8 protein-coding genes are annotated in these 26949 nt (G+C 55.7%); 6 read left to right on the plus strand and 2 right to left on the minus strand.

Translation table 11 applies throughout. The features are described 5' to 3' along the window. Positions 1–4: 4 nt before the first annotated feature. Positions 5–739 carry an enoyl-CoA hydratase/isomerase gene (locus B0F88_RS11485; RefSeq protein WP_104424069.1) on the plus strand — a complete coding sequence of 245 codons (735 nt, stop codon included), beginning with the start codon at positions 5–7 and terminating at the stop codon, positions 737–739. A 202-nt stretch (positions 740–941) separates the two neighbouring features. On the opposite strand, the gene B0F88_RS11490 is transcribed toward B0F88_RS11485, so the two are convergent. After that, entirely contained in the window at positions 942–2648 is a 1707-nt protein-coding gene (locus B0F88_RS11490; protein ID WP_104424070.1) for a carboxylesterase/lipase family protein, read from the minus strand. Continuing rightward, positions 2626–21156 (minus strand): non-ribosomal peptide synthetase, encoded by an 18531-nt coding sequence (locus B0F88_RS11495; RefSeq protein WP_104424071.1) that lies wholly within the window; start codon positions 21154–21156, stop codon positions 2626–2628. Before B0F88_RS11495 ends, B0F88_RS11490 begins: the two co-directional genes overlap by 23 nt. Positions 21157–21990: 834 nt before the next feature. Here B0F88_RS11495 and B0F88_RS11500 point away from each other — a divergent pair. The 5 genes from B0F88_RS11500 (at position 21991) to B0F88_RS11520 (ending at position 26578) form a co-directional block, all read left to right on the plus strand. After that, on the plus strand, positions 21991–22965 hold the full coding sequence (locus tag B0F88_RS11500; RefSeq protein WP_104424072.1) for a hypothetical protein: 975 nt from the start codon (positions 21991–21993) through the stop codon (positions 22963–22965). A gap of 40 nt (positions 22966–23005) precedes the next feature. Then, positions 23006–23341, plus strand: coding sequence for a hypothetical protein (locus B0F88_RS11505; protein WP_104424073.1), 336 nt, complete (start codon positions 23006–23008; stop codon positions 23339–23341). 81 nt (positions 23342–23422) lie between these two features. Continuing rightward, complete coding sequence (locus B0F88_RS11510) at positions 23423–24094, plus strand: AbiU2 domain-containing protein (RefSeq protein WP_104424074.1); 672 nt, start codon at positions 23423–23425, stop codon at positions 24092–24094. Positions 24095–24447: 353 nt separating this feature from the next. Beyond that, positions 24448–25728 carry a glycosyl hydrolase family 18 protein gene (locus B0F88_RS11515; RefSeq protein ID WP_104424075.1) on the plus strand — a complete coding sequence of 427 codons (1281 nt, stop codon included), beginning with the start codon at positions 24448–24450 and terminating at the stop codon, positions 25726–25728. 295 nt (positions 25729–26023) lie between these two features. Further along, a complete protein-coding gene (locus tag B0F88_RS11520) occupies positions 26024–26578 on the plus strand; it encodes an REP-associated tyrosine transposase (RefSeq protein ID WP_104424076.1) in 555 nt (184 codons plus the stop codon). Positions 26579–26949: the final 371 nt, after the last annotated feature.

A 26949-nucleotide genomic window follows, 5' to 3' on the forward strand; every position in this document is an offset into this window, starting at 1 on the left:
CATTATGAATTACCAAACCATTCAGGTGCGCGTCGAACAGTCCGTCTGTTTCCTCAAGCTTTACCGCCCGGAAGCCAACAACACCATCAACAGGACGATGGTTGACGAATGCCGGCATGCCTTGGCGGCCTGCGAAGACGCTGTCCATATCGTCGTACTGGAAGGCTTGCCCGAGGTGTTTTGTTTTGGCGCGGATTTTCAGGACAATACGGCGGAACCGGAAGCGCTTTATGATTTATGGGATCAACTCGCACGCGGTGCGTTTATCAGCATCGCGCATGTCCGGGGCAAGGTCAATGCCGGAGGCGTCGGCTTCGTCGCCGCCTGCGATATTGTGCTGGCCGACAACAGCGCCGAATTCAGCCTGTCGGAGTTGCTATTCGATCTGTTTCCCGCCTGCGTGCTGCCTTTTTTGATCCGGCGCATCGGCTTTCAAAAAGCGCACTATCTGACCTTGACGACAAAGCCTGCGGCAGTTCAACAGGCGCTGGACTGGGGACTGGTTGACGCCTGCGAGGACAATAGCGAGGCGCTGCTGCGTAAACACCTGCTTCGCTTAAGACTCCTGTCCAAAAACGGCATTCAACGCTATAAGTCCTATATAAACAGTCTGGACGCTGTTCTGACCCAAGCAAGACCGGCCGCCATCGCAGCAAACCGCGAGCTGTTTTCAGATCCTGCCAATCTGGAAAAAATCAATCGCTACACAAAAACAGGGGTGTTTCCGTGGGAAAGTTAGCTCTCGAAAAATATTTTCGTTCCCACTCTCTACGTCACTGCCATTAAGTTAAGAAATAAGCTGGCTCCCAAGCTCCTGCTTGGGAACCCAGTGAGCAAAGCTCTAGCTTTGCGAGACGGGAAGCTGGAGCTTCCTACACTGAATTCCCAAGCAGGAGCTTGGGAACTAGCGCAAAAACCCCATATTTGCGTTGCCGTGTTTTTTACCTTCTAATCCACGGCTCAACCAGGTTATAGCCGATACCGTCCCAGAAATCGCAGATTTCACGGTAGGGATCGTTCTGTACGGACACCGCAGGCGCATTCAGTTCCAGATAATCCTTTTTGTGCCGACTGAACGTCGGCCAGCGCACGCCGATCGGTGATGCAGCCGGATCGCCATTCGGGTTTAAATAGGTTGCAAAATTGACCCAATAATCGATTATCGTATTTGAAAGTGCCTCTTCCTCGGCGGTAAAGCGGCCGCCAATTTTATCGGCGCTATGGAACACAAATGGCAGTTCCGCGCCATGACAGACATTGTCGTCGGCCCGACAATCCGGGCCGCCCCAGACTTGAAACGACGGCTGGTGATTGAACAGATAGGCATAGACCGGCGCTGCGGCGGTGGCTGCGACATAACGCGAACTGCAACGCAGGAAATTGTCCGTCTGAATGCGCGCCCACAACGCGCTGTTGCTGCCGTCGTTCTGCGCCGGATACTTGGCGATGGCTTTCTGGAAATCCAGGCCGAACAAGGACGCCGCCCAGGCGGAATAATCGGCCAGGGTAATCGACTGCCCGTTGACGAACAGCACAGACTCGTTTTTGTTGGTTCCCAGCAGTATGGGCTTGTTTGCCCGGCGTTCGGCGGCGGCGACAACCGGCTGTTTGGTCAGCAGCGCGCCATCAATCACCGGCGTAAAGGGGATGTAATATTTGGCTCCTGAAAACACCGTACTCATCTTGGGTATAAACGCATCCTGCGCCAGCAGAAGGTCGTTTACATCGGTATTTTGCAGGCATTTCAAATCCCGGCAGTTCAGGCCCTGTTTAAAGACATTGCCGACATTGACCTGATCCTCAAGCCGTTTGTAAGGCAACGCCAGGAAATTGCTTTCCATAATCCCGGCCCGGAACAACTTGGCGCTGCCGGGCGCGGAAAACAAATGCAGGCCCACCGACATCGCGCCTGCGCTCTCGCCGAAAATCGTCACCTTGCCGGGGTCTCCGCCGAAGTCCCGGATACTGTTCTGCACCCAGGACAGCGCGAGCTGCTGATCCATGAAACCGTAGTTCCCGGAAAGCTCGTCCGTCGCCAGAAAGCCGAGTACGCCAAGCCGGTAGTTAAAACTGACCAGGATGACATTCTTGTTTGCGGCCAAAAAACTGCCGTCATACAGCGGGTCGGAACTTTCGCCCTCGCTAAAGCCGCCGCCATAAATAAACACCATGACCGGGAGTTTTGCATCAGGCTTTATGCCTGGGGGTGTCCAGATATTCAGCGACAGGCAGTCCTCACTTTGGCCTGATGCCTCAAGCAATTTGCGGCTATCCGGTTTGGCGTTCCGGTGATGAATTGGGCTGAGTTGCTTGCCCTCCTCCGCAGCCGTCGGCTGAACGGCATACTGCGGGCATACCGGGCCGTATTGCACGGCCTCCAGTGTTTCCGTCCACGGCTGCTTGGGCGCCGGCGGCCTCCAGCGTCTGTCCCCGGCAGTCGATTCGGCAAACGGAATGCCTAAAAATGCGTTGGCCTGTTTGCCTGAATCCGTAGTCACCGACTTGCCGCAGACCGGACCGGCCTTGCTTTCAACGAGTCCGGTCGTGCAGGCTGAAGCCGGAGCCGCCGTTACGTTCGGCGCTGTCAAAACAAGCAACGCTACTGCCGCCGCTGTAGCGTGCAGCTTACCCAGTTTTTTTATTAACATAGTCCCCCCATTTATCCGCTAGAAATTGTACATTCGGTTGCCGGAGGATGCTGTAATGATCTCCGGGTACGGCCTCGATACTCAGATCGCCGTTTATCAACTCCGCCCAGCCGCCGTTCGCATATTCTTGATTTGCACTGCCGGCATACAACAGCCTGACGTCGCCCCGGTATTGGCCGGGGACATAGCGATTCATCGCCCGCACATTGGCTTCAAATACACTAAACAGCCGATGCAACTGCGCCGAATCAATATCTTCCGGCAACAAACCGGCGTGTTTTGCCTGATTAAACAGTGCGTTCAGACGCCGGGTTAAACCGGATGCCGCCGCTCCGGCCGGCATTGCTTCAGCATCGTCCAGACCCAGTTCCCTGGCAAACATCATTAACAGCAGCGTTTCGCCGTCATCTCCGGGCAGCAGGTTTTTATCGAGATAATCCCGTTCAAACGCCTGTACTGCCTCGGGCGTATAGCTTTCTATCAGCGCCAGCGTGCCGACCTGCTCGCCGGCCTGCTGCAACTGTCCGGCCATTTCATAGGCAATCACGCCGCCCATCGACCAGCCGCCCAGATGATAAGGGCCCTGCGCCTGAACGCTGCGTATTGCGGCGATATACAGCGCCGCCAGCTCTTCAATGCAGCCCGGATGCGCGCCGCTGTCGATGTCCGGGGCCTGCAAGCCGTAAAACGGGCGCTGCCGCCCGATGTGCCGGGACAGTTCCTGATAACACAATACATTTCCGGCCACCGCATGAATGCAGAACAGCGGCGCCATGTCTCCGTTGGGCTGCAAACACACCAGCGGCGTCCAGGGCGGCCGCTTTTGTTGCAGAAGCTTTGCCTGCCCGGCAATGTCCGGGGCCTGGAACAGCGACGACAGCGGCAGCTCCTGGCCCAGTTTTTTATGAATAACGGCCATCAGGCGGACCGACAGCAGCGAATGCCCGCCCAAATCGAAGAAATTATCATGCACCCCTACCCGCTCGACATTCAGCACCTGCCGCCAGATTTCAGCCAATTGGGCTTCGGTCTCTGTCCTCGGCGCAACATGGCTGCGGTTTTCAACAGAGCCTGAATCCAACTGCATTAACGCGGCGCGATCCACCTTGCCGCCGGGCGTTACAGGAATTTGCGCCAGCGGCACAAACACGGCCGGAATCATATAGTCCGGCAGCCGGGCCGCCAGCGCTTGTTTCAAATCAGCGCTACTGAGCGGATTTTGATCTTCGGTCGGCACGATAAAGGCGACCAGCTGCGTAGTGCCGTTGACCGGCCGTGCCAGCACCACCGCCTGCCTGACCGAGTCCAGATCCTGCAACGCCGCTTCTATCTCGCCGCATTCGACGCGAAAGCCCCTGATCTTGACCTGATGGTCCAGCCGCCCCAGAAACGCTATCGTGCCGTCGCCCAGCCAGCGCGCCAAGTCCCCGGTTTTGTACACCAATGATCCTGGATTAACCGGGTTGTCGATGAATTTTTGCCGGGTCAGCTCGGGCTGGTTCAGGTAGCCTATAGCCAGCCCCGCGCCGCCGATATGCAACTCGCCGGGCACGCCGACAGGAACCGGCTGGCCGTAAGCATCGAGAATATAGGCGCTTTCGCCTGCCAGCGGGCGGCCGATCGGAATATTGGCCGCAATAGCCGAGCCCGGCGTTTCCGCGCCGATCTCAAACACCGTGCTGGTGATCGTGGTCTCGGTCGGGCCATAGGCATTGACCAGACGGCAGCCGCGAACCGGGCTGCTGCGCCACAGGCTCAGCGTTTCCGGCGTCAGCGCCTCGCCGCCTGTTATGACCAGCCTTAACGGGCGCAGCGCAGCCCATTCGGCGTCAGTCCGCGTATCCAGCAGCAGTTCGTACAGATAGGACGGCGGCACATCGGCCACGCTGATGCCCAGTTCCAAAACATTGTTCCTGAATGCCTGCGGCGACCAGAGTTCGTCCGGCCTGATAATCACCGTTGCACCGGTCAATAATCCCGGCAGCAGCTGCTCCAGCGACGCATCGACATTCACGGACGCAAATTGCAGCACCTTGTCTTCCGGCGTGAGCCGGTAATAATCCCGCATGACCTGGCAATGATGACTGATCGCCCCGTGAGCGATCGCTACACCTTTAGGCAGGCCGGTGGAACCCGAGGTGTAAATAATATACGCGGCCTGTTCCGGGCTTATCTGAGGCGTCAAATCGGCAGCGGATGCCCAAATTTCATCCCATACCTGATCGAGGGCAACGCAGATGCAAGCAGAAACCAGCGCCTGGATGTTGTCGCGCAGTCTTGCCTCCGTGATCAGCAGTTTGGTTTTGCTGTCATCCAAAAGATGACGAATACGCTGTTCGGGATAATCCGGCGCTATCGGCATATAAACTGCGCCCGCTTTGAATACAGCCAGCATAGCCACAACCATTTGCAGGCCGCGCCCCATGCAGACGCCAACCGGATCGCCCGCTGCCACGCCCTGATCCAGCAAATAGTTCGCCAGTTTTGAACTGTACAGGTCCAGCTCCCGGTAGCTTAAGGGTTGATGTTCAAACAGCAACGCGGTGTTGTCAGGGGTCTGCAGAGCCTGTCGCTGAAACAGCTCGACTATAGAGCGGTTGCTGGCGTATTCGGGAACATCGGCATTCCAATCAAAGACAATCCGCTGTTTCTCGTCCTCCGGCAACAACGCATGCTCCGCAATCGCCGAAACCGGGCTGGACGTTATCGAGCGCAGCAGATTGATGTAATGCGCCATCGCCCGCTGGATCGTGTCGGCGCTGAACAAATCGGTGTTGTAATCGAGTTTCAGCTGAAAGTGGTCTTTACCCTGGTACACTTCCAGCGCCAGATCATGGCTGCCTTCCTGGTTAATCCCCGATAGAAACTCCATCGGTAAAGGCGATTGCGCGCCGCCATGCAAACCGGTCAAATCGTCCGGCTGAATAAAATTCTGATAGGCGTACATCACCTGGAATAACGGCGACCTTGACTGATCGCGACCGGCTTTTAATTCTTTCAGCAAGGCCGGAAACGGGTAATCGGCATTATCCAGTCCGTCGGCAACGATGAGTTGCAACTCGCTCAGAAACTCGGCAACGCTCTGCCGCCCCGAAACTCGGCTACGGATAACGATCATGTTGATGAAATAACCGACCACATCATCGAAACGGCTTTCCGGGCGGCCCGATGTCGGCATGCCGACCAAAATGTCATCGTCGCCGGAATAACGGTGCAGCAGCATGTTCAACACCCCCAGAAACAGCACCGACAAATTCACCCGTAGCGATTTTGCCAGTTCCCTGATTTTTTCGGTTAAGTCCGAAGTCAGCGCCAATTCATAACTGGCTCCGTTAAAACGTTGTTCCGCAGGGCGCGGATAGTCGCAAGGCAGCGACAACGCGGGAAGCTCGCCGGAAAGCCGGGCTTTCCAGTAATCCAATTGCATCTGTGCTTGTTCGCCGGCCATGAATTGCTGTTGCCAGCGAACGAAGTCGTTATAGCCGGTTTCCTGCGTATATTCGGGTTCTGTTCCGGTAAGCAACCGCCGGTAAGTATCCAATAAGGCTTTAACCAGCAACACGGCGGAGCTGCCGTCAAAAACGATATGGTGAACCGTGATCAGCACATAACTGTCTGCGGCGGAAACCGGCGACAGCAGATGCACCCGGAACAACGGCCCGCGCTCCAGATCGAACGGCTGTTTGCTCTTTTCCCTGAACAGCTCGATGACGTCGGCTTCGGAATTTTCATGCGTAAAGCACAGCCGCGCGTCACTCGGCAAAGTTTGGAACAGCTCGCCGTTGTGCCGGCGGAAAACCGAGCCCAGCACGGGATAGCGTTGCAGCATCAGTTCGCAGGCCCGCCTGAACAGGCCGATGTCCAGCCCGCTGCGAAACCGCAGCGCAACAGGGATGTTATACGCGCTCATTTGCGGGGCCAATTGATGCAGCAACCACAATCCTTTCTGGCCTTCGGATAGCGGCAACCTCTTTGGCTGAGACCCGCTTGCGCCATCTGCCGCCGCTAATTCACTGCCGTTTTTTTTTACCTGCTGCGCCTCGGCAAACCCGGCCAATGCAGCCAGCGTGGCATGCGTGGACAGATCCCTTGCCGATAGCTTTACCCCAAAGACCTGTTCAAAACCGCGCTGCAATTTGATTGAAAACATCGAGTCGACGCCATAATCCTGAAGGCTTTTGCTCATGCTGATGTCATTGCCCGGGATGTCAAGCGACCGGCTCAGGCTGTGCGCCAAATAGCGCTCCATGTTATCGCGCATCGATTGCTGCGTATCGATCACAAACGGCATCTCCAAATCGGACGCAGGCAGAGCCGCATCGGCGCTTGCCGTTTTACCGCCCAACCAATAGCTTTTCCGCTCGAACGGATAGGTCGGCAAGGCGATTCTGCTTAAGGTCTCGCTCTGATACATTCCCTGCCATACGATCTTGACGCCCTTGACCCAGTACAGCGCCAATTTTTCGAGATCCTTTTCAGCCAACAACATTTGCAGCATCGACTGCCCGGTTTTACCGGACAGCAGCTGCCTGACATCGGAATTGTCCTGCTCGTGATCGCCGGTAAAGATATTGTCCGCCGTTCCACGCAAATAAGCCTGCAAGCCCTGAATCAGTCGATCGCGTCCTTCGACTACCAGCGCCATCCGGTATTCCATGGCTTCCCGCCCCGTTTGCAGCGTATAGGCCAGATTCGCCAGCGACAATTCCGGCTGCTGTCCGATAAACGCCAGCATCTGCCGGACAACCGCCCGGAGCTGCACGGCTGTCTTGGCCGAGAACAACATCAGCCGCGGCGTATCCTCCGGCCCAGCAATCTGCCGTTGACCGGACGCCACATATTCCTCGACGATCAGGTGCGCGTTGGAACCGCCCGCGCCGAATGAACTGACTGTCGCCCGCCGCGGATATTCGCGGCGTTGACCGCCATCCAGCGCAACTTCCGGCCTGTGCCATTGTTCAAGCCGCCGCTGTAGATGAAACGGGGTTTGCTCGAAGCTTATATTCGGGTTAAGCGGCTGCGCCTTGATAGTCGGCGCCAACTGCCGGTGTTGCAGTTGCAAAAGCACCTTGATCAGTTGCGACATGCCCGATGCCGCCTCGGCATGGCCGATATTGGACTTGACCGCGCCGATCGCGCAGAACTGCCGCTCGTCCGTGTATTTGCGAAAACCCGCAGTCAACGCGTTAAGCTCGATCGCATCGCCCAGCGGCGAACCGTTGGCCGCCGACTCGACATAACTGACGGTGCGCGGATCGATACCCGCCCTGGCGAAATTGCCCGCAATCAAATCGGCCTGGGCCGATGCGCTGGGCACCGAATAACCGTTGGACTGCCCGCCGTGATTGATCGCCGTCGATTTAATCACGGCCAGGATATTATCGTTGTCCGCAATCGCATCCTTCAGCGGTTTCAGCAGCACCGCGCCGACCGCCTCGGCCGGAAGATAGCCGTCGCCATCGCCGAAACTGGTGCTGTCCGGGTGGCTGCCGATGATCTGTCCTGCGGACAAGCCGATATATTTTTTAGGATGAATCGTCAGGTTGACGCCGCCTGCAACGGCGATTTTGCACTCGCCTTTCAGCAGGCTGTCGCAGGCCATGTGCACCGCAACCAGCGAAGATGAGCACATCGTATCGATCGCGATGCTGGGGCCCTGAAAATTGAAAAAATAGGAAACCCGGTTGGCGATAGAACTGTGCGATGACAGCGCAACGACGGACTCGCGAACCAGATCCGATTCAAACGCGTGATACTGCTGCGTCATCGATCCGGCAAAAACGCCGACCCGCGACTGGCAAAGACGCTGCAATGTCTCCCCCTGATACCCGGAGGATTCAAGCAGATTCCACACCGTTTCCAGAAACAGCCGCTCCTGCGGGTCCAGCAACTCGGCTTCCCTGGGCGATATTTTAAAAAACAGCGGGTCGAATCCGGCCACATCGTCCAGAAAACCGCCCCATTTGCAGTAACTTTTACCGGGCTTGTTTCTGTCGGGATCGAAATACTGTTGGTGATCCCAGCGCTGCTCGGGAATCTCGGTAATGCAATCTTTGCCCACCGCCAAATTTTGCCAGAACCGGTCCAGGTCGTTCGCCTGCGGAAAGCGCCCGGACATGCCGATCACGGCTACATCGTAGAGGCCGGTTTGCACTGCGCTTTCCGTAACGGCGGCTTTGGCTGCCTCAGGCTGTTCGGCGGCAGCATCCTGCGTTTCGGCTGCCGCAGGCGAAAGCTTAAACATCTCAGTCAACTGCTGCGGAAACGTATCGACGAAATAGGCGCCGACGGCGTCAATACTCGGGTATTCAAAAAACAGGGTTTTAGGCAGAGGACCGAAAACTTTTTCCAGTTCGCCGGTCAGTTTCATCATCGACACCGAATCGATGCCGTATTGTTCGATCGGCACATCGGCTTCGATGCGATGAAGCGGCAGCTTCAGCATTTCGGAAAGCAACGTCGCAATCAAGCCTTCAACTTTAGCCTGTAATTGCTGCGGATCGGATGGTTGAACCGCCTCAGCCGCAGTCTCGTTGCTTGCCGGTTCGCGCTGCTGGTCAAGAAAAAGCTGCCGCAACCGGGGGGCATCGCCTTCCAACGCCATGACCCGATCTTTGCCGGAAGCCAGACTCCGGTACAACGCGTCAATACCGGCCTGCGTCTGCATCGGTTTTAGCCCGACAGTTCGCCACATCATCTCTTTGCTCTGCGGATCGATGTCCATGCCGCCCTGTTGCCACAACGGCCAGTTGATCGACAACGTATGGCCTTTAGGCCGCATAGCGCCGGATTGTTCTGCCGCCAAGCGGTTGCGGTAGGCCGCATAGGCGTCCATGAACGCATTGGCGGTTGCATAATCGGACTGGCCGGGATTTCCGGCGGCCCCGGCCAGCGACGAAAACAGGATGAAAAAGTCCAGATTGACGAACCGGCTGGCCTGATCCAGGTTGACGACGCCGGAAACCTTCGCGGCAAGCACATCCTGCAATTCCGCAGCGGTTTTTTTGAAGATAAAATTATCCCGGATAATACCGGCGCTATGGATAATGCCGTTCAATGAACCTTCGCAAGACTGGACCAGTCCGGTCACCGCCTGTTTGTCGCTGACATCGACAATGCGGTATTCAACCTTCGCGCCCGAGGCTTGCAACGCTTCGATACTCTCCCGGCGCGCGTCATCCAGCTCAGAACGCCCGGTCAGTATCAAGCTTACATCATTGACCTGACGGACAATTTCCCGCGCAAAAATCAATCCCAATCCGCCCGCCCCGCCGGTAATCAGGTAAACGCCGCCCTGTTTCCACACCGGCATGGCTTGTTGTTGATCATCCAGCTCCGCCCAGGTCATTATCTGCCGTTTTCCCCGGCTGTAGCGGACATGCTGCTCTGCCGGGATCTGCCAGTTTTCGTGCAGCATAGCGGCCAGTTCAGCCGGTTGCAGCATAGCGCCGGACGCATCCAGCTCGATCAACTGACCGGTAAACTGCGGATTTTCCATCTGCGCCGTTTTCAGCATCGCCGCCAGAGCGCTCAACAACCGATCGGGGCAAGCGGACCGGTGCTCCCCGGTACCGGTCACAATCTGCAACAAGACCCGCCCTGCCGGTTTACGTCCGAACAGTTCCTTGACCTGCTCGAATACCTGAACGGCATAATCGTTAAAACAGCTATCCGTTTCGCGGCTGTCGGAATGCAGCGGCAAACAGACAGCGCCGGGGATTTCAATCACCGGGCCGCTGAATAAAATCCTGCGTTCGGCATATTCGGCTTCAACAGGCGTTTTCCGGGCGGATTGATCTTTCCAGACCGGGTATAGCATCAACGTATCGGCACTTCCTGCCGGACTGTCAACCGTTTCGACGGCTGCTTGTCGTCTCGACTTTTCGGGCAGTTCCAGCCAGTAACGCTCCCTGGCGAACGGATAGGTCGGCAAGCTGATCCGCGATGGACGCCTGGCATCTCCTGCATATAATTGACGCCAATCGACGCCAGCCCCCTTGACCCAATTCGCCAACAGCTCGGCCAAGGTTTGATGCTCCTGCCCGGCCAAAGATTCGGATTGGTTTCCATGCCCGGCACGGCCAAGGTATAGCCCATCGTAATCACCCTGCAAAAACCGGTTTAGTTTTTCAATCAGTTCCTGCGCCGACCCGGCGATAAGGCCCAGCCGTTGCTGCATGGCCTCCCGCCCGATTTGCAGGGTAAAAGCCATATCCGGCAGCGACAGTTCGACATTAGCATCCGACTGCCGACGCACAAACTGCACAAGACTTTCGGCATATTGCCCGAGCTGCTGTGCTGTCTTGGCAGACAGCACAAAAGCGCAAGGCGCGTCAGACGGCCGCGCCGCGACGACGCTTTCCGGCCCGATATATTCTTCGATGACCATATGGGCATTGGAGCCGCCGGCGCCGTATGAAGAAACGCCGGCGGTACGATGTTGAATCCTGCCGTCGATCACCGGGCGTTGCCATTCGCGCAACTGCTGATTCACCTGGAACGGCGTAGCCGAAAAATCGATATTGGGATTCAGCGTTTCAGAGTGCAGCGACGGCGCAATCCGGCCTTCGCGCATTTGCAGCAATACCTTGGTCAGTCCGGCTATACCGGCCGCCGATTCGGCATGGCCGATATTGGACTTGGCCGAACCGATCCAGCAACTGTAGCCCGGAGCGGCGTATTTGCCGAACGCTTTGCTCAAGCCGGTAATTTCTATCGGGTCGCCGAGCTTGGTGCCGGTGCCGTGCGCTTCGATGTAATTGATCGCCCTGGGGTCTATGTCGGCTTCACGCAAGGCCCGGCTGATCGCCATTTGCTGCGCGTTGGGGTTCGGCACGCTGTAACCGTGGGTTTTGCCGCCGTGATTCAACGCGCTGCTCTTAATCACGCCGTAAATATGATCGCCGTCGCGTTCGGCATCGGCCAGCCGTTTCAGCACCACGACGCCGACCCCCTCGCCCGGCACATAGCCGTCGCCGCCGGAACCGAAGCTTTCGCACTGTCCGCGGCTGGAAATGTACTGTCCCGTGCTGAGAATACTGTATTTATTCGGGTGAATGCTGATGTTAACGCCGCCGGCCAGCGCCATGTCGGTGCGTCCCAGCTTCAGGTCCTGGCAGGCCAGATGTATTGCGGTCAGCGAGCTGGAACACATGGTGTCGACAGTCATGCTGGGGCCGTGAAGGTTCAGAAAATAGGACACGCGGTTGGCGACGCTGGCGTAAAAGCTGGCCGACAGGGTGTTCTTGCCGCTCAAGCTACCTTCAAGCCCCAGCAACTGGTACTCCCCATACATGACCCCGGCATAAACGCCGACCTGGGCAGGCATATCGTCGTCATTCAACGAGCCTGTAAGCGGTTTTTGCAGATCCTCGCGCCGGTACCCGGCATCTTCCATCGCCATCCAGGCGTGTTCCAGAAACAGCCGTTCCTGCGGATCCATATATTCGGCTTCGCGCGGCGAAATATTGAAGAACAGCGGATCGAATTTATCGACATCGGCGATAAAGCCGCCCCATTTACTGGAATGCCGCCCCGGCTGGCTGCGATCCTCGCTGTAATAGGCATGCCAGTCCCAGCGGTCTTCGGGTACTTCGGTAATGCAGTTCCTGCCGTCGCGCAGATTGCGCCAAAACTCCTCAATATCCCTCGCCTGGGGATAACGTCCCGACAGGCCGACAACCGCAATATCCAGAGCCCCGGCATTGGGTTTTGCCGGGGTAAGCGTAGCGGCATTTGCCGCAGGAGCGGGCTTGAATTCGGTTTTGACCGCTTGCGCAGGCGCATGATCGGCCAATGCGGCGACGGCGACGTCCGGTTTATCGGCACCGAACAGTTTCAGTAAGTTCGACCGCTGCGCATCAAGAAAATAATCGACCAGCTCGGCCAGCGTCTGGTACTCGAAAAACAATGTCTTCGATAACGGGCCAAAAGGCTTTTCCAGCGCAGCGGTCAATTCCATCACCATCATCGAATCTATGCCGTAGAAATCCAGCGATTCGTCCGTCCTGATCTCACTGACCGGATACTTGAGCGTCGACGAAAGCAGTTGCTTGAAATAGTCGATTGTTTGATTCCTGAGTTCGGCGGCGTCAACCGGCGCCGACGGTTTATGATCGGTTATTGGCGATATTGTGTCGGCAGGCTTCGCTGTCGAATCGGCTCCATCGGTGTCCAACAGGCGCGAGGAAAAGCCCTTGATCTGTACGCAAACCTGTCCCTGATCGTTGCACAGGTCTATATCGAGCTTCTGCACCCGGTCACCGGCCGAGCTGCCATTGGAGCGGCGCACCCAGGCCCACATCGAACCGGCGCAGGCACCGAACACATCAACCGTTTCCAGCGCAAACGGCAGCGACGGTTTTAACCGCTCGCCTGACGGCGCTATGGTTTCGGTAGTCATGCCCAAACCGATGGAAGCTTGCAGCGCGGAATCCATCAGGCTGGGATGCAGCACATACTGATCCATCGTATACAGCACCGACTCAGGCAGCGCCAGCCTAGCCAACACCTGACCGTTCCCTGCATACAGTTCAGTGATACCCTGATGTCCGGGGCCGTAATCAAGGCCCAGCGCGCTGAACAGCGGGTAGCATTGCGCAGCATCAAACCGGCTCATACCCGCTTGCGCCAGCATTGCGCCCGGATCGAGCCTGGACGGATTGACTGCGGGCTTAAACGAAACGCTGCCCTGGCTGTGAACAAGCCTGCCCGGTCCAGCCGAGCCGTCGGTAAAAACCCTATAATTAATAGCGCCGTCCAAGCCGTTCGTCAGCTCGATCCCGATGCTCTGAGGCTGATTGACGACCACCGGCTTGAGCCAGACCACATCCTCTAGCCGGAATGGCGTTTTCGGCTCGCGTTCCCGCCCTGCCGCAATCGTCGCCGCCGCACGCGCCATCTCAAGATAGGCCACGCCCGGCAGCACTTTTTGCCCCTGCACCCGGTGATCCGCCAGGAAAAACTCGTTTCCGGTCAATCCGGTGGCAAACCCTACCTGCTGCAACGTCGACACGTTTTGATGCACCAAAGGATGCAGGTGTGCGGAAGCGCCCGCCTGATTCGGCGCATTTCCGGGCCGCGCTTCTATCCAGTACCGTTGTTCGGCAAAAGGATAACCCGGAGCGGAAATCCTGCGGGGTTTGTTAGAATACGGTTTCGCTTCGCCGTACAGCTTTTCCCAGTCAAGGTTCAGCCCTTTGACCCACATGTCCAGCAATTTGGAGAATTTCCCGCGCTGCATCCATTTTTCCAGCGCTTCCTGCAACTCCTCATCCGCTGTGAAGGCGGCCAAAATATGCTTGTGCTGCTTAACCTGCCCCAAATACAGGTCATTGACCGCATCGGTCCGCCCTTCGATAAAGGCGCGCAGTTTGTCTTCAAGCTCTTCGATGGAGCCTGCGATAACGGCAAGGCGTTCTTCCATCGGCTCCCGACCGACCTGTAGCGTATAGGCAAGATCGGCCAGCCTGAAGCCATACTGCTTATTGCTTTCCGGCCTCGGTTGTTCGGATTCTAAAGCCGGGGCCGCCTGTTCCCGGTTCAGCCGGTCATGTAATTCGGGATGGTTTTCCAGCACGCCCGCAGCCATTGCGGCAACGGAGTGGTTATCGAGAACCGTCCCAGCCTCGATTTCAAGCCCGAACGCCTGTTGCAGCCTCGCCAGCAGCATCGTTCTATGCACAGGGTCGAAGCCGTAATCGTCCAGCGCCTGCGCCGGTTCGATTTCGTTCGGGTCTGTCTGCAATATGTCCGCAACCAGGGCGCGAACGGTGTGCGACAGAACTTGCCGCGCGTGGCCTGAGTTTCGATTATCCGCTACGGTGCCTGCCTCTATAAAGCCCAGCAATTCTTCGGCGTAAGCTTTCAGCCTGTCCTGATTTTTCGCCGACAGCAGCACCAGACTGGGCGGCTCCGGCTCTGCGGCATCCGCCGCGTCCGCGCCCTGTCGATATTCCTCGATCACGATATGCGCATTGACGCCGCCGAAACCGAACGAGCTGACGCCCGCCCGCCGTGGCAGTTCGCGCCCGTCCGGGTCGCGCAGCGGCGTCCAGTCCCGGTTATCCCGGACCAGGTAAAACGGGCTGTCCTGCAATTGGATATAGGGGTTCACTTCATCGCAATGCAGACTCTTGACCAGCGTTTTGTGTTTAAGTTGCAGCAGTACCTTGATGACCCCGGCAACCCCGGCCGCCAGCTCCAAGTGACCGATATTGGTCTTGACCGATCCCAGCCCGCAATGCGCGGCGGCAATTTCAGGCGTGCCGGTGGCCTGATACAAGTCCCTGAATGCCGTTTTCAGCCCGTTGATTTCGATCGGATCGCCAAGCTCGGTGCCGGTGCCGTGCGCCTCGATATAGCTGACCGTGCGCGGATCGATGCCCGCCCTGGCGTAGGCCGCCTTCAGCAGTTCCGCCTGCGCTTTCGGGTTCGGCGCGGTCAGCGAATTGCCCCGGCCGCCGTGGTTCTCGGCGCTGCCGCGAATGACCCCGTAAATATGATCGCCCGCCTGCTCCGCCGCTGTCAGTTTCTTCAAAAACAGCATGCCGACGCCTTCGCCGCGCACATAACCGTTGGCCTGGCTGGAAAAAGTTTTGCAGCGCCCATCTTCACAAAGCATGCCCGCCTTGTTGAAACTGATCTGCGTTTCCGGGCTGATGATCAGGTTAATGCCGCCGACGATGGCTTGGTCGCAGTCGCCGTTCGCGATGGCCGCAAGTGCGCGGTGAATCGCCACCAATGAGCTCGAACACGCGGTCTCGACCGGCTCGCTCGGGCCGTGAAGATTCAGAAAGTAACTCATCCGGTTCGGCCCTACCGAACCGACCACGCCGGTCGAACTGTAGCTTTCGATGGCCGAACCGCTTTTGGCCATCAGTTCGCCATAGCCGCTGGACGCCGTGCCGATGAATATCGCGGTATTGCTGCCCGACAGACTGGCGGCCGAATAGCCCGCGTCTTCTATCGCTTTCCAGACATACTGCATCAACAGGCGCTGCTGCGGGTCCATCAATTCGGCTTCCCTAGGCGAAATGCCGAAAAACCGCGCGTCGAAATTGCCGACGCCGTCGATAAAACCGCCCCATTTGATATTGGTTTTGTTCGCCTCGGTCGCGGGGTCGCCGTATAAGGCCCGCCAGTCCCAGCGGTCTTCCGGGATCTCGCTGATGCAGTCTTTCCCGTACAGCAGGTTGTTCCAGAACTGGTCGAGATCGTTCGCCATCGGAAAGCGGCCGCTGATGCCGATGATCGCAACCGCTTTGTCGGCGTCTTTTTGCGGTTCGGCTACCGTTTCGGTATTTGCAAAACGCGCATGCGGCTGGAAGAGTGTTTCAACCGGATCGGCTAAAGGTTCTTGATCAGCTTCGCCGCGCCTGATTTGCCCAGGTCTCGCCTGCAAGCCGAACGCCTCTGCAAACACGGATGGATATTCCGAAGCCAGCCAATCGGCAAAATCGGCGATGGTCGGGTATTCAAAGAAAATCGTCGGCGTCAGTTCCAGTTGGTATTGCTGATTCAGCCTGTTGGAAAAATCGGTCAGCGTGATCGAGTCAAAGCCGTAATCGCTGAACTCGGCATCCGCGTCCAGATCGTCCAGCTCAAACTTCATCAGTTTCGCTACGGCCTGCAACAGCATTTGCCGGATTTTGGCTTGCAGTTCGCCGGTATCGATTTGCGGGCCGGTCGCAATGCCATCATTCCTGTCCGGCGTAATCTTTGTGACGGTTTTTTCCGGCGTGACCAACAGTCGCCGGATGCGCGTCGGCGAACCCTGCATGACCATCATCTGTGCTGCGCCGGACGCCATAATCCGGTTGAATGCGTCAATGCCGTTTTCGGCCGGTAACGCGACCATGCCCGTGGTCTGCTGCATCATGGCTTCCGCAGACGCTTCCATGCGCATGCCGCCATCCGCCCACAGCGGCCAGTTGATTGAAAGCGTATGGCCGCACCGCTGCCCGCTGCCGACCTGCGCGTTGCGATACTCTGCAAAGACGTCCATAAACGCATTGGCGGCGGCATAGTCGGCCTGCCCGGCGCTGCCCCAGGCTCCGGCAGCCGATGAAAATAAGGCAAAGAAATCCAGGTCGACATTTTCAGTGGCTTTATCCAGATGCAGGGTTCCGGCCACTTTCGGAGCGAGGACTTCGGTAAATTCCTGCGCCGATTTTTTTTGAATGAAATTATCCCGAAGCAAACCGGCGCAGTGCAAAATACCGTCGATACGGCCGCGCGCATCAAGCAGCCTTGCAATCAAATCATCCACGTCCTGCCGCCTGCCGACATCCAGTTGCCGGTATTCGGCGTTGAGGCCGGATGAGGACAACCGGTCGATCTGCGCCTGTTTTTGCGGGCTTAATGCCGACCGCCCGCACAAAACCACCGTAGCATTCTTGGCATGTCCGGCAATGTGTTTTGCAAACAAAAGCCCCAGCCCGCCGCTGCCGCCGGTAATCAGGTAGATGCCGTTATCTTTCCACGGCACGACAGACGACGTTGCAATATCCGCTTCCTGCCAGCTCAGCGCCTGACGCACATCGCCGTGGCGGCGAATTTGGGCCTGCTCCGGCATCCGGCTGTCGGCGATGATTTTTGCCGCCAGCCCGCTCCCGGTTTCACCGGCGTCCAGCTCTATCAGTTGCCCGAAAAATTTTGCATTCTCCCGGCTTGCGGTTTTCAGCAGCCCGGACAAGCCGCCCAGCAGCTTGCCTTTACCTCGCCCCGGAACCAGCACCTGAAGCAGCGTATTGCCGGTAGTTTTCCGGGCAAAAGCCTGCTTGATCATCTCGAAAACCTGAATGGCAGCATCCTTGTAGCTGTCCTCGATAGCGCCGTTCAGATTCAGCCGCGTACAGGACGCTCCGGGAATCCGTGCCGCAATGTCCTGCTCAGTTGAGTCGGCAAAGCACCTATCCAAATCGCACAGTACGACCAGATGCTGAGCCCAGACCAAGCTGGTGGCATCGTGAACTACAGTCTGATCCGTCCACACCGGCCGGCACATCAGCATCGCGCTGGTTTCGGCCGCTTGTTTTTGTTCCAGGCTGCGGGAGGAAAACCCCTTCATGCGGACGCAAATACGCCCTTGCTCGTCGCACAAGTCGATATTCAGTTTTTGCACTTTGCCGGTCGGCGAACTGCCGTCGGCGTAGCGTATCCACGCCCACATCGTTGCCGACGGCTGGGCCGGCAAGATGAGTTCATCCAGCGCAAAAGGCAGCGATGCAGCTGTCTTTGACGCGCCGCTTGCCGCGCCTGTCGGCAGCATATGGCCGGAACCGGCCATCAGTCCGATACAGGCTTGCAGGCCGGAGTCTATCAAGCCCGGATGAAGCACGAATTGCGCCGCGCCGCTCTCCACGCAGGCGGGCAAGGCCAGTTTTGCCAGCACCTGGGGCGTTGCCGCGTTGCTTTCGGGAGCGGAATAATAAACCGTTTCCAGCCCCTGATGCCCCGGCCCGTATGCTATGCCCATGACCCTGAACGCGTCATAGCATTGCTTGGCGTCGAGACTGTTCCGCTCGGTCATTTTTTCCCGCAACGCGGACAAGTCGAGCTTTTCCGCAGCAGCGTCGGAAGACGGTTCCGCTTGCACCACCGCCGTGCCCTGGCTGTGCAAAACAACCGAGTCACCGGCCTTGCTGTAAATCCGGTAGGCGATTTGATTATGTTGCTCGGGATAAAGGCCGATATGCAGCGGCGTCGGTTGATTGCCGAGTACGAACGGTCTGGCCCAGACCATGTTTTTCAGCCGAATATTCACCGGGTTGCCGTCCGCCTCCGCGCTGACCTGCTTTATCGCCGCACGCGCCATTTCCAGGTAGGCGACGCCGGGCAGCACCTTCTCGCCCATCACCACATGGTCGGCCAGAAAAAATTCGTTGCCGCTAAACACGGAACTGAAGCGCTGCTCGGACAGGTCCGAAGTGTTCTGGTGCAGCAACGGATGCAGTTGCGCGGGAGCCTGGCCGATGCGCCTGTTGCCGCCGGTTTCCGGCAGCCAGTAACGCTGTCTGGCGAACGGGTACGAAGGCAGAGTAACCCGGCGCGGCCGTCTACCGGCAAGCGCTGTTTCGGCATACAGCGCTTGCCAGTCGATATTGACGCCCTTGGCCCACAGCTCGGCCAGTTGCCGGACATCGCCCTCGGCAAAGCATTGTCTAAGCGTTGGCGCTAAGGTGTCATCCTCATGCAACGCCTTGTTGCGTTTGACCGTGCCTTTGCAGCAATCGGCGGCTTCTCTGCTTTGGACAATCGGGCCGAGCTTTGCCTTCAATTCGGCAACCGAATCCGCGATAACAGCCAGCCGTTCAGCCATGGCCTCGCGCCCAACCTGCAAGGTAAAGGCGATATCCGCTATATCCGGCGTTTCCGACTCCGGCATCCCGTTCAGGAAGCCAAGCAGGTTTTCGACAACATCGCCAAGCCGGGCTTCGTTCTTGGCCGACAACAGGATCAGCGCAGGTGCCGATCTTTGCACCGGCGGCAACGGTTTTTCGCTATATTCCTCAATCACCACATGCGCATTGGAGCCGCCTGCGCCGAATGAACTGACGCCTGCGCGTCTTGGCTGCTCGTTGCCGTCGATGACTGATCGCTGCCAGGGCCGCCCCTGCTGCAAGATGAAAAACGGCGACTGCTCCAGCTCTATCATCGGGTTGACGGCCTCGCAGTGCAGACTCCGGTACAGCCTCTTATTCCTGAGCGCCAGCACCGCCTTGATAACCCCGGCGATACCGGCTGCGGTTTCGGCATGGCCGATATTCGACTTGACCGAACCCAGGCCGCAATAGGCAGTATCCGGCATCGCAACGCCGGAGCTTCGGTGCAGCTGCTCGAACGCCATTTTCAGGCCGTTTATCTCGATCGGGTCGCCCAGCGAAGTGCCGGTGCCGTGGCATTCGATATAGCCGATGCTGCGCGGATCGATGTTGGCCTTTTGATGCGCCTCGACAATCAGGCTGGCCTGCGCTTTCGGATTCGGCGCGGTCAGCGAGGTGGACATGCCGCCGTGATTTTCGGCGGACCCCCGGATCACGGCCAGGATGGTGTCGCCGTCCCGCTCGGCCCGTTTCAACGATTTCAGCAGCACCGCGCCGACGCCGTCGCTGCGCACATAGCCGTTGGCCTGCCCGGAAAAGGTTTTGCAGCGGCCGTCCTCGCAGATCATGCCGACCTTGCTGTACATGATGTGCATGTCCGGCGAAATCAACAGGTTCGCCCCGCCCGCTATCGCCATTTCGCAGCCTTCGTGCTGAATGCTCAACACCGCCCGGTGCAGCGCCACCAGCGAACTCGAGCAGGCGGTGTCGATGACCTGGCTAGGGCCGTGTATGTCGAGGAAGAAGGACAGCCGGTTGGGGCAGAACATGTGTCCGAGACTGGTCAGGTGCAGCGCCTCCATCGCGCCAGCACGGTCGATCAGGTGCGCATAATCCTGTAAATTGATGCCCATGAACAGGCCGATTTTGCGGCCGGAAAGGGATTTCGGCGCGTAACCGGCCGACTCGATCAGTTTCCACACGCACTGGATAAACAGGCGGTGTTGCGGGTCCATCAATTCCGCTTCCCTGGGCGACATGCCGAAAAACAGCGGATCGAACTTGTCGATATCCGGCGCAAAACCGCCGTATTTGACCTTGGTGAATTCGCCCTGTTTGGGGTCGCCGTAAACCTGCTGCCAATCCCATCGGTCGGCGGGGATTTCGCTGATGCAGTCGTCGCCATCGCGCAAGTGTTTTTCGAATTCCTGCAAATTCGCGCTGTCCGGGAATATGCCTTCCATTGCGATAATAGCGACCGGTTCGTAGCCGGTTTCGCCGGAGCTGCGAACATTTTCCGGCGTTTCCCGGTATTCCGTTTCTTCAACGGCAGGAGCATGCGACCCAACGCTGGCCCGGAATTTGCTGATCCAGCTTTTAACCTCGGAATCGATTTCGGCGCTGCCGATGTCGGCCGCGCCAACCGACCGAACAGAACCGGCATCGTGCGACACCATATCGACCGGCTGAACATCTTCGTTCAGCAACCGCTTCTCGATCGTCTTGCGGTAACGCTGATACAAAATGTCGGCCAATTCGTCCAGATGCCGGGCCTCGAAAAAAACAGTCGGCGCAATCGGCAAGTCCAGCAGGTCTGAAATGCGCTTCATGATTTCGGTGACGATGATCGAATCGACGCCGTAGCGGGACATGTTTTCCCTGACATCCAGCCTGTCCGGCGGAATCTTCAGCACCGTTGACGCAATGTGGGCAATTTCCTGCCTGAATTGAAGCGGCGTTGCATTGGCGGTATCGGGCGATCCGGTTTGCCGAAGGGTGGCTGCGTCTACCGCGCTCACAGGTGCAGGCCCAGGCTGTTTCTGCCTGTCGGCATTAGATGGTTGCGGTTGCCGGCGCGCGCGCGAACACTCCGGCTGCGCCTGCTCTTTTGCGGCCTCTACCAGCTCGTCATCCAGAAACTGCTGCATTAGAGCGTCCAGGTCTTGCGAACTCTTGTCCGTCATTCGTCGCCTCGGTCAGACAATTTCAGAAATCCCATCATATCAATCAGCGTCCTATTTTTTGCCGGGTAGTTACAAACAATTTCAAATGGTAAGGATTAGAGCACTAATGAAGGATTGCCGCAACACCCTGTAACCGCGTTCGTCCGATCGTTAGCGAGCCATTATCCGGTCTTATCTTTGTTGCAACGAAAATAAGACAGCCCAATTGAAATGCTCAACCGAATTTTCCGGGGAACGCTGATTTTAGATAACGAAGTTAATAGAGAAGCACAAAGCCAAGCTGGGAGTACCGCACCCGTTTCCGGTGCTAATGAAATACTGAAAACTGCAAATGGTGGAAGAAGTGGATTGCGCTGATGTCGTATTTGTTTGCATGATATGTCGCCTTACCTTACAATCTAATCATTGAAAACAATAAGATAACTTTAATCAAAAATGATTATACGACAATACGATTTTTTTATACGACAAATGGTGTCGTATATATTACGTTAGCCAACATTTATACCCCATAGATACGTTAATCGATTGAAACAAAAGAGGTTTTATGTTGTTGTTTCTTCTTAAAAGTGATACCCTCGCCCCGTCGTATAACTGCGTTGATACGACGGGGCGAGGGTATCACTTTCTAAAGTCAACACACCCCCACTTTCGTCCCAACGATTAACAACTGTGCAGTATAAATATCGGCTAACGCGTCGTTAGAGCGTACACGATGCGCAAAAAGCGCGCATCGCGACGCTCAACTCAAAACGTTAGCTGTCAATCAGTACCCGCCATCTTGTTCATGATGAGAGGGTAAGCTATAAGTTTTTAACCCAAAGGAGCATGAAAATGAAATTAGTTTATTTGGCGGGCGCACTTTTTCTGGCTGGGTGTGCTTCAACACCAACAACGCAAATATCTGCGTTTGGCAACTCAGCCAGTGCTATTGCTGGAAAAATTGATTCTGTCATTGATGAATACAACAACGCTGCGTTAGATCGAAAATTTACAGACTATGCAGCCACATACAACGGAGACAAATCTAGCCTTTTGACAAGTGATGAATTAGGAAAGATTGATAAACCAATAGGCCCCGAGCAAAAAAAGAACTTTGCAATATATAAGGCCAATAGAGCACTTGGCTCTTACTCAAAAGCCCTGAGTGACCTTGCAAGTGCTGGCAGCAGAGTTGATATAGATTTGGCTGCCGCCAATCTTTATGGATCAATTTCAAGTCTCAACGACCAGTACAAAACTATCAAGGAAACTGATAAAGATCTTTTTGACACAAGCAAGCTTGCAAGCTTTTCTACTCTGATCGCCGCAATCGGCAGTAGTATCGTCGAAGAAAAACGAAGGGAGGCAATCAAGGGAATTGTGACTGAGGCAGACCCCAAGGTAAGTCTTATTTGTGACGTAATTATCGAACAACTTAAGTTGGCGGGTATTGAAGATGCAATTGCAACTTCCAGACAATACATCCTATCGGAAGAGTTAATTGATTATAAATCACGAGTCAAAACCGCAATGCCCCTTGACGAAAGACGCACAGAAATAAAACGCTTGTATTCCTTGCAGCAGGGCGTTTCTAATTCAAAGCTCCTTATTCAGCAAACCCAAAAGGCCGTTGCCGCCGTAAAGGAATCTCATGCAACACTTGCGAACGAGCTTAAAGAAGGCAGATTCACAAGTGCTGCCATAACCTCGACGATTGGAAGACTAAAAGACTTGGAAAAAAACTATGGCGATTTTGAGGCGCTCCTTCTCAGTTGCAAGAAGATAGCCAAGAATGACAAGGGAATTCTGAGTTGCGAAGACAAGTAAATTTACCAGCCTGACACAATCTGAATCTAAGGAACTTTAAATGCCGAACGAAACCATCCGCGTAAATCTCGTTAATGCCATTAACGAGATGAATAAACTACTTGAAGTTTGTAATGACGAGAATCAAAAGTTTGAAATAAGAATAAAAATAAGGGAGCTTTTTCAAAGGCTTGATAGGGTAATCGTTGCAACACTGGATTCAGGCACCCCCGAGTTTGCAGAAGCTATTGAATCACTCAAGTCTCTAACGGCAAAAGCTATTGAGGCGAAACAAAGCCTTGATAAGGTTGCTGAGACAATCAATAAAGCTGCGGAGGCCATAGGTAAAGTAGAAAAGCTAGTCAAGAATGTAGTTGGTGTTCTGGCCATTCTGTGAGACCAGCTAACCCGGCAGTCGAGAGGGACTGCGCAAAAGCGGCGCAGCCCCTCACTTCTACGTTAGACAAGGGAGAATCCAATGGACGAAGCTCACACTGCTGTCGATTTGCTCGCTGCAAAGCGACAGAAAATGCCGGGTGATCTGGCTGATTTGCACTTCCAACTCGGCCAAGACCTTACGTGGCTTCATCTCAATTGGAAGGAGTTCAAGCGGCTGTTTGCTGCAAGCGAAAAGCATATTGCCCTTTTAAACGCAACAGCTCCGAGATTCTTCGCACGCTACGAACAGGCCGTTTGGCATGACACACTCCTGCATCTTTGTCGCCTAACTGATCCGCCGCAGTCTGTTGGCAAGGATAATCTTACAATCCGTCGGCTCATACCACTCGTTACAGATTCGACCCTAGCCGCGAGAGTGAAACTTGAAGTTGAAGAGGCTGTTCGAAACACAGGGTTTGCGCGCGACTGGCGCAATCGCCGTCTCGCGCACAGAGACTTAGCTCAAGTACTTGTGCCACAACTCTATCCTCTGGCACGAGCCAGCCGCGCTGACGTCGAAGCAGCTCTTGAGTCGCTTTGTAAAGTCATGAACAGCGTCGAGTTACACTATGAAAACGCAACCACGTCATATTGGAACGTAATCGTTGCTGACAGCGGTGCGGAGGCGCTCCTATACTACCTGTCGAGTGGTCTCGATGCAGATGAGACGAGAAAGAAAGAAGGTAAACGCTGGAAACCAGTTCACTACTAGCGTTCTGCCGTCTCAGAGTGGGCCGGGTGTTTGCCGTATATCGGGGCAAGGCCAAACCTATTGGTTCGGTAGTGATTGGGCTATGGTTGTACGGCTCGGCCTAACAAGTCGGTCAAAGGGACGCGCCGCCCGTTGGCGGTTTTGTAGTTCTGTTTTTTATCAAGGTTCGGCGGCTTCGTTTAAGCTCAGTGAGCGGCGCGCCCCTTACCGTAACGTTAGACTTTGTATGACCAATATAACTATTGAGGAGAACTAAAATGACTTAATAAGTTTTTGTTCCTCAGCCCGGATCGCGTTCCTGGCGAGTAGCGACTTCGTTCAACTCTTGATTTAAAATCCTAAAGGACACTCCAATGAAAAAAAGAGCAAACTTTACCGGTGCCATTGGTGCCTGGCTGACTAGTGAATTGCATCCTACAGGAGCTACCTACAGCTCACCCAACAGCAATTTCAGTTCCATTAAACTCAACGGGATTTACGGCACCCTCGATTACCTCAGCATCGGCTGGTTTGGTGTGGATATGAGCAACCCGACCAGTCCTACCCTGAGCACGAGTAACACGTATCTCGCCCAACAGGTGGCAGATGCCCGTGCACAAAACCCGGACATCATCATATTTGCTTTGCTGGCCTATAGCAGTCAAATCACCACCGATCTGCAAACGATCATCGCCGATCCCACCCTGCTGGCTACCTTTGCGAACAATGTGGCCAACTTTCTGGGTAACAACGGCCTCAATGGTTTCGACATTGACTGGGAAATTCCTACCAGCAACCTCACTTCGCAGCAATCTGCCGCTTGGCTCAACGCACTGGGCAAGGCTTTCGGGGACACGTATTATCTGGCCGTTTCGCCGAGTTCAAATCAGGGCCAGCAGAGTGTCGATAACCTGAATGCGGATGCTGTGAATGCCAATGTGGATGTGGTCAATTTGCAAAGTTACTGGGTTCCCGATCCGAGCGTATTTATTGCACACGGCATCAATGCTGATCTGTTGGGATTCGCCGCCTATTTTGAAAGTGGGGTAACTGCGCTTGATGCCTATCAGCAATACACGGCCGGGATTCAATACAATGGCCAGCAATACCCCTACCATTCCATGATCAGTTGGCGGCTTGATTCTTCCAACTGGCCTTTCGAGCAAAGTCAGCAACTATTGCTGCGACAATACATGTCCGGCCAACCGAATGTGGTTCCGTTCAACGATGGAGCCATCTTGAATGTGCAAACCACGCCAACGCTTATCCAAAGTATCGTTATCCGCAGCGGCGATATCGTGGATGCTATCCAATGTACCAATGCCAGCAGCGATGGCTCGTATGTGGTACAACTATTGCAGCACGGCGGTGATGGTGGCAATGGGAACAATCCGATCAACCTCACAAATGGCCTCACGGCTTTCAGTTACGTTACCGGCAACTGGTACGGACAGCAGGTTATTGCGCAGATCACCATTAACGGCACCAGCTATCCGGCTGCGGTAAACCCTTCAGTATCCAACCCGCAAATGCATCAGGTTACAGCGCCCGCCGGGAAAACCATTATTGCCTTCAGCGGGCAAACCCAATATGTGAACCTCGCTGGCGGCGGCTTCACTTGGGTGCTGGCGCAGATTAACCCTGTTTTTGGATAACACACCAGTCAAGGCCATAAGGTACGCCAATAGGATGCGCCGATATTAGGAGGCGCATCGCTCGTTTGATTTGAAAAAGGGAAAACCAGCCCATGCTTTTATTACAATGAAGTCCGAGCCTAACCCAACACTCCAGCCGACTCCGCTGACGCTACGCAGCTGAGCTTTACGTTAGCCCGGTAGGGTGGGCACATGCTTTTCGTGCCCACGCAAAACGAAGCCGGTAATGTAAAAGGTGGGCAAAACAGCCTGCCCACCCTACACTTGATATGCTGTTCACTTTCTATTTTTTGTTATGTCACATTATCGGCGCGCCTATATTCCGGGCGCGACTTATTTTTTTACGGTGGTTACGTATCGCCGCCGCCCGATTCTTTGCGACGACCCGGTACGGTCGGCGTTACGCGATGCCGTTAAAACGGTGCAATCGCGCCATCCGTTTACTATAGACGCTTGGGTATTGTTGCCCGATCATTTACATACGATTTGGACTTTGCCGCCGGGCGACGCCGATTGTGCGCTTCGTTGGAGTTCTATTAAACGCAGGGTTTCCTTGGCCTGCGCTGGGCTCTACCATCGAACCGACTGGATGACGGCATCCAAAAGCAAACATCGCGAATCGACTTTTTGGCAACGGCGCTATTGGGAACACTGCATCAACAGCGAATCGGATTATGCCCGCCATAGGGATTACATTGCCATTAATCCGCTTAAACACGGTTTGGTGTCCCGCGTACAAGACTGGCCGTTTTCCACTTTTCACCGCGATGTTGCAAGAGGCATTTATCCGCTGGATTGGGCCGGATGCGCCGGTACGGCTGAATTGGCCTCCGGCGGTGAACCCGCATAAGCTGACCGGGAAATATCAACGAGGAACAATCCGGCAACGTAAAAGGCGGGCAAAACCGCCTGCCCATTCTAGGGCCGTAGGCTGGGTTGAGCAACGCGAAACCCAACTTTCGATGCCGCCAATGCTGGGTTTCATTGCATTCAACCCAGCCTACCCGTATCACATACTACTCCCAGAATTGACCGACAATAGCCGGGAGGTCGCGCAACATCTTTTCCTTGCCCGACATTTTCCCATGTTGAAAGGCCAGGCGGATTCAACTCCGAAGTGCAATTCTAGTAATCATGCGGCATCCCTCTCTTGTTCAGGAAAAAAGACCTCATGAGGTGTTTTAAAATTGAGTGTTTTTCGAGGGCGATGGTTGAGCTTAT

Origin of the sequence: Methylobacter tundripaludum, from assembly GCF_002934365.1 — a bacterium.
Taxonomy (GTDB): Bacteria; Pseudomonadota; Gammaproteobacteria; order Methylococcales; family Methylomonadaceae; genus Methylobacter_A; species Methylobacter_A tundripaludum_A.

Coding starts and splice junctions, on each gene's coding strand:
- B0F88_RS11520 (WP_104424076.1), top strand. CDS start 26,024: ATGTCACATTATCGGCGCGCCTATATTCCGGGCGCGACTTATTTTTTT.
- B0F88_RS11490 (WP_104424070.1), bottom strand. CDS start 2,648: ATGTTAATAAAAAAACTGGGTAAGCTGCACGCTACAGCGGCGGCAGTA.
- B0F88_RS11515 (WP_104424075.1), top strand. CDS start 24,448: ATGAAAAAAAGAGCAAACTTTACCGGTGCCATTGGTGCCTGGCTGACT.
- B0F88_RS11495 (WP_104424071.1), bottom strand. CDS start 21,156: ATGACGGACAAGAGTTCGCAAGACCTGGACGCTCTAATGCAGCAGTTT.
- B0F88_RS11505 (WP_104424073.1), top strand. CDS start 23,006: ATGCCGAACGAAACCATCCGCGTAAATCTCGTTAATGCCATTAACGAG.
- B0F88_RS11500 (WP_104424072.1), top strand. CDS start 21,991: ATGAAATTAGTTTATTTGGCGGGCGCACTTTTTCTGGCTGGGTGTGCT.
- B0F88_RS11485 (WP_104424069.1), top strand. CDS start 5: ATGAATTACCAAACCATTCAGGTGCGCGTCGAACAGTCCGTCTGTTTC.
- B0F88_RS11510 (WP_104424074.1), top strand. CDS start 23,423: ATGGACGAAGCTCACACTGCTGTCGATTTGCTCGCTGCAAAGCGACAG.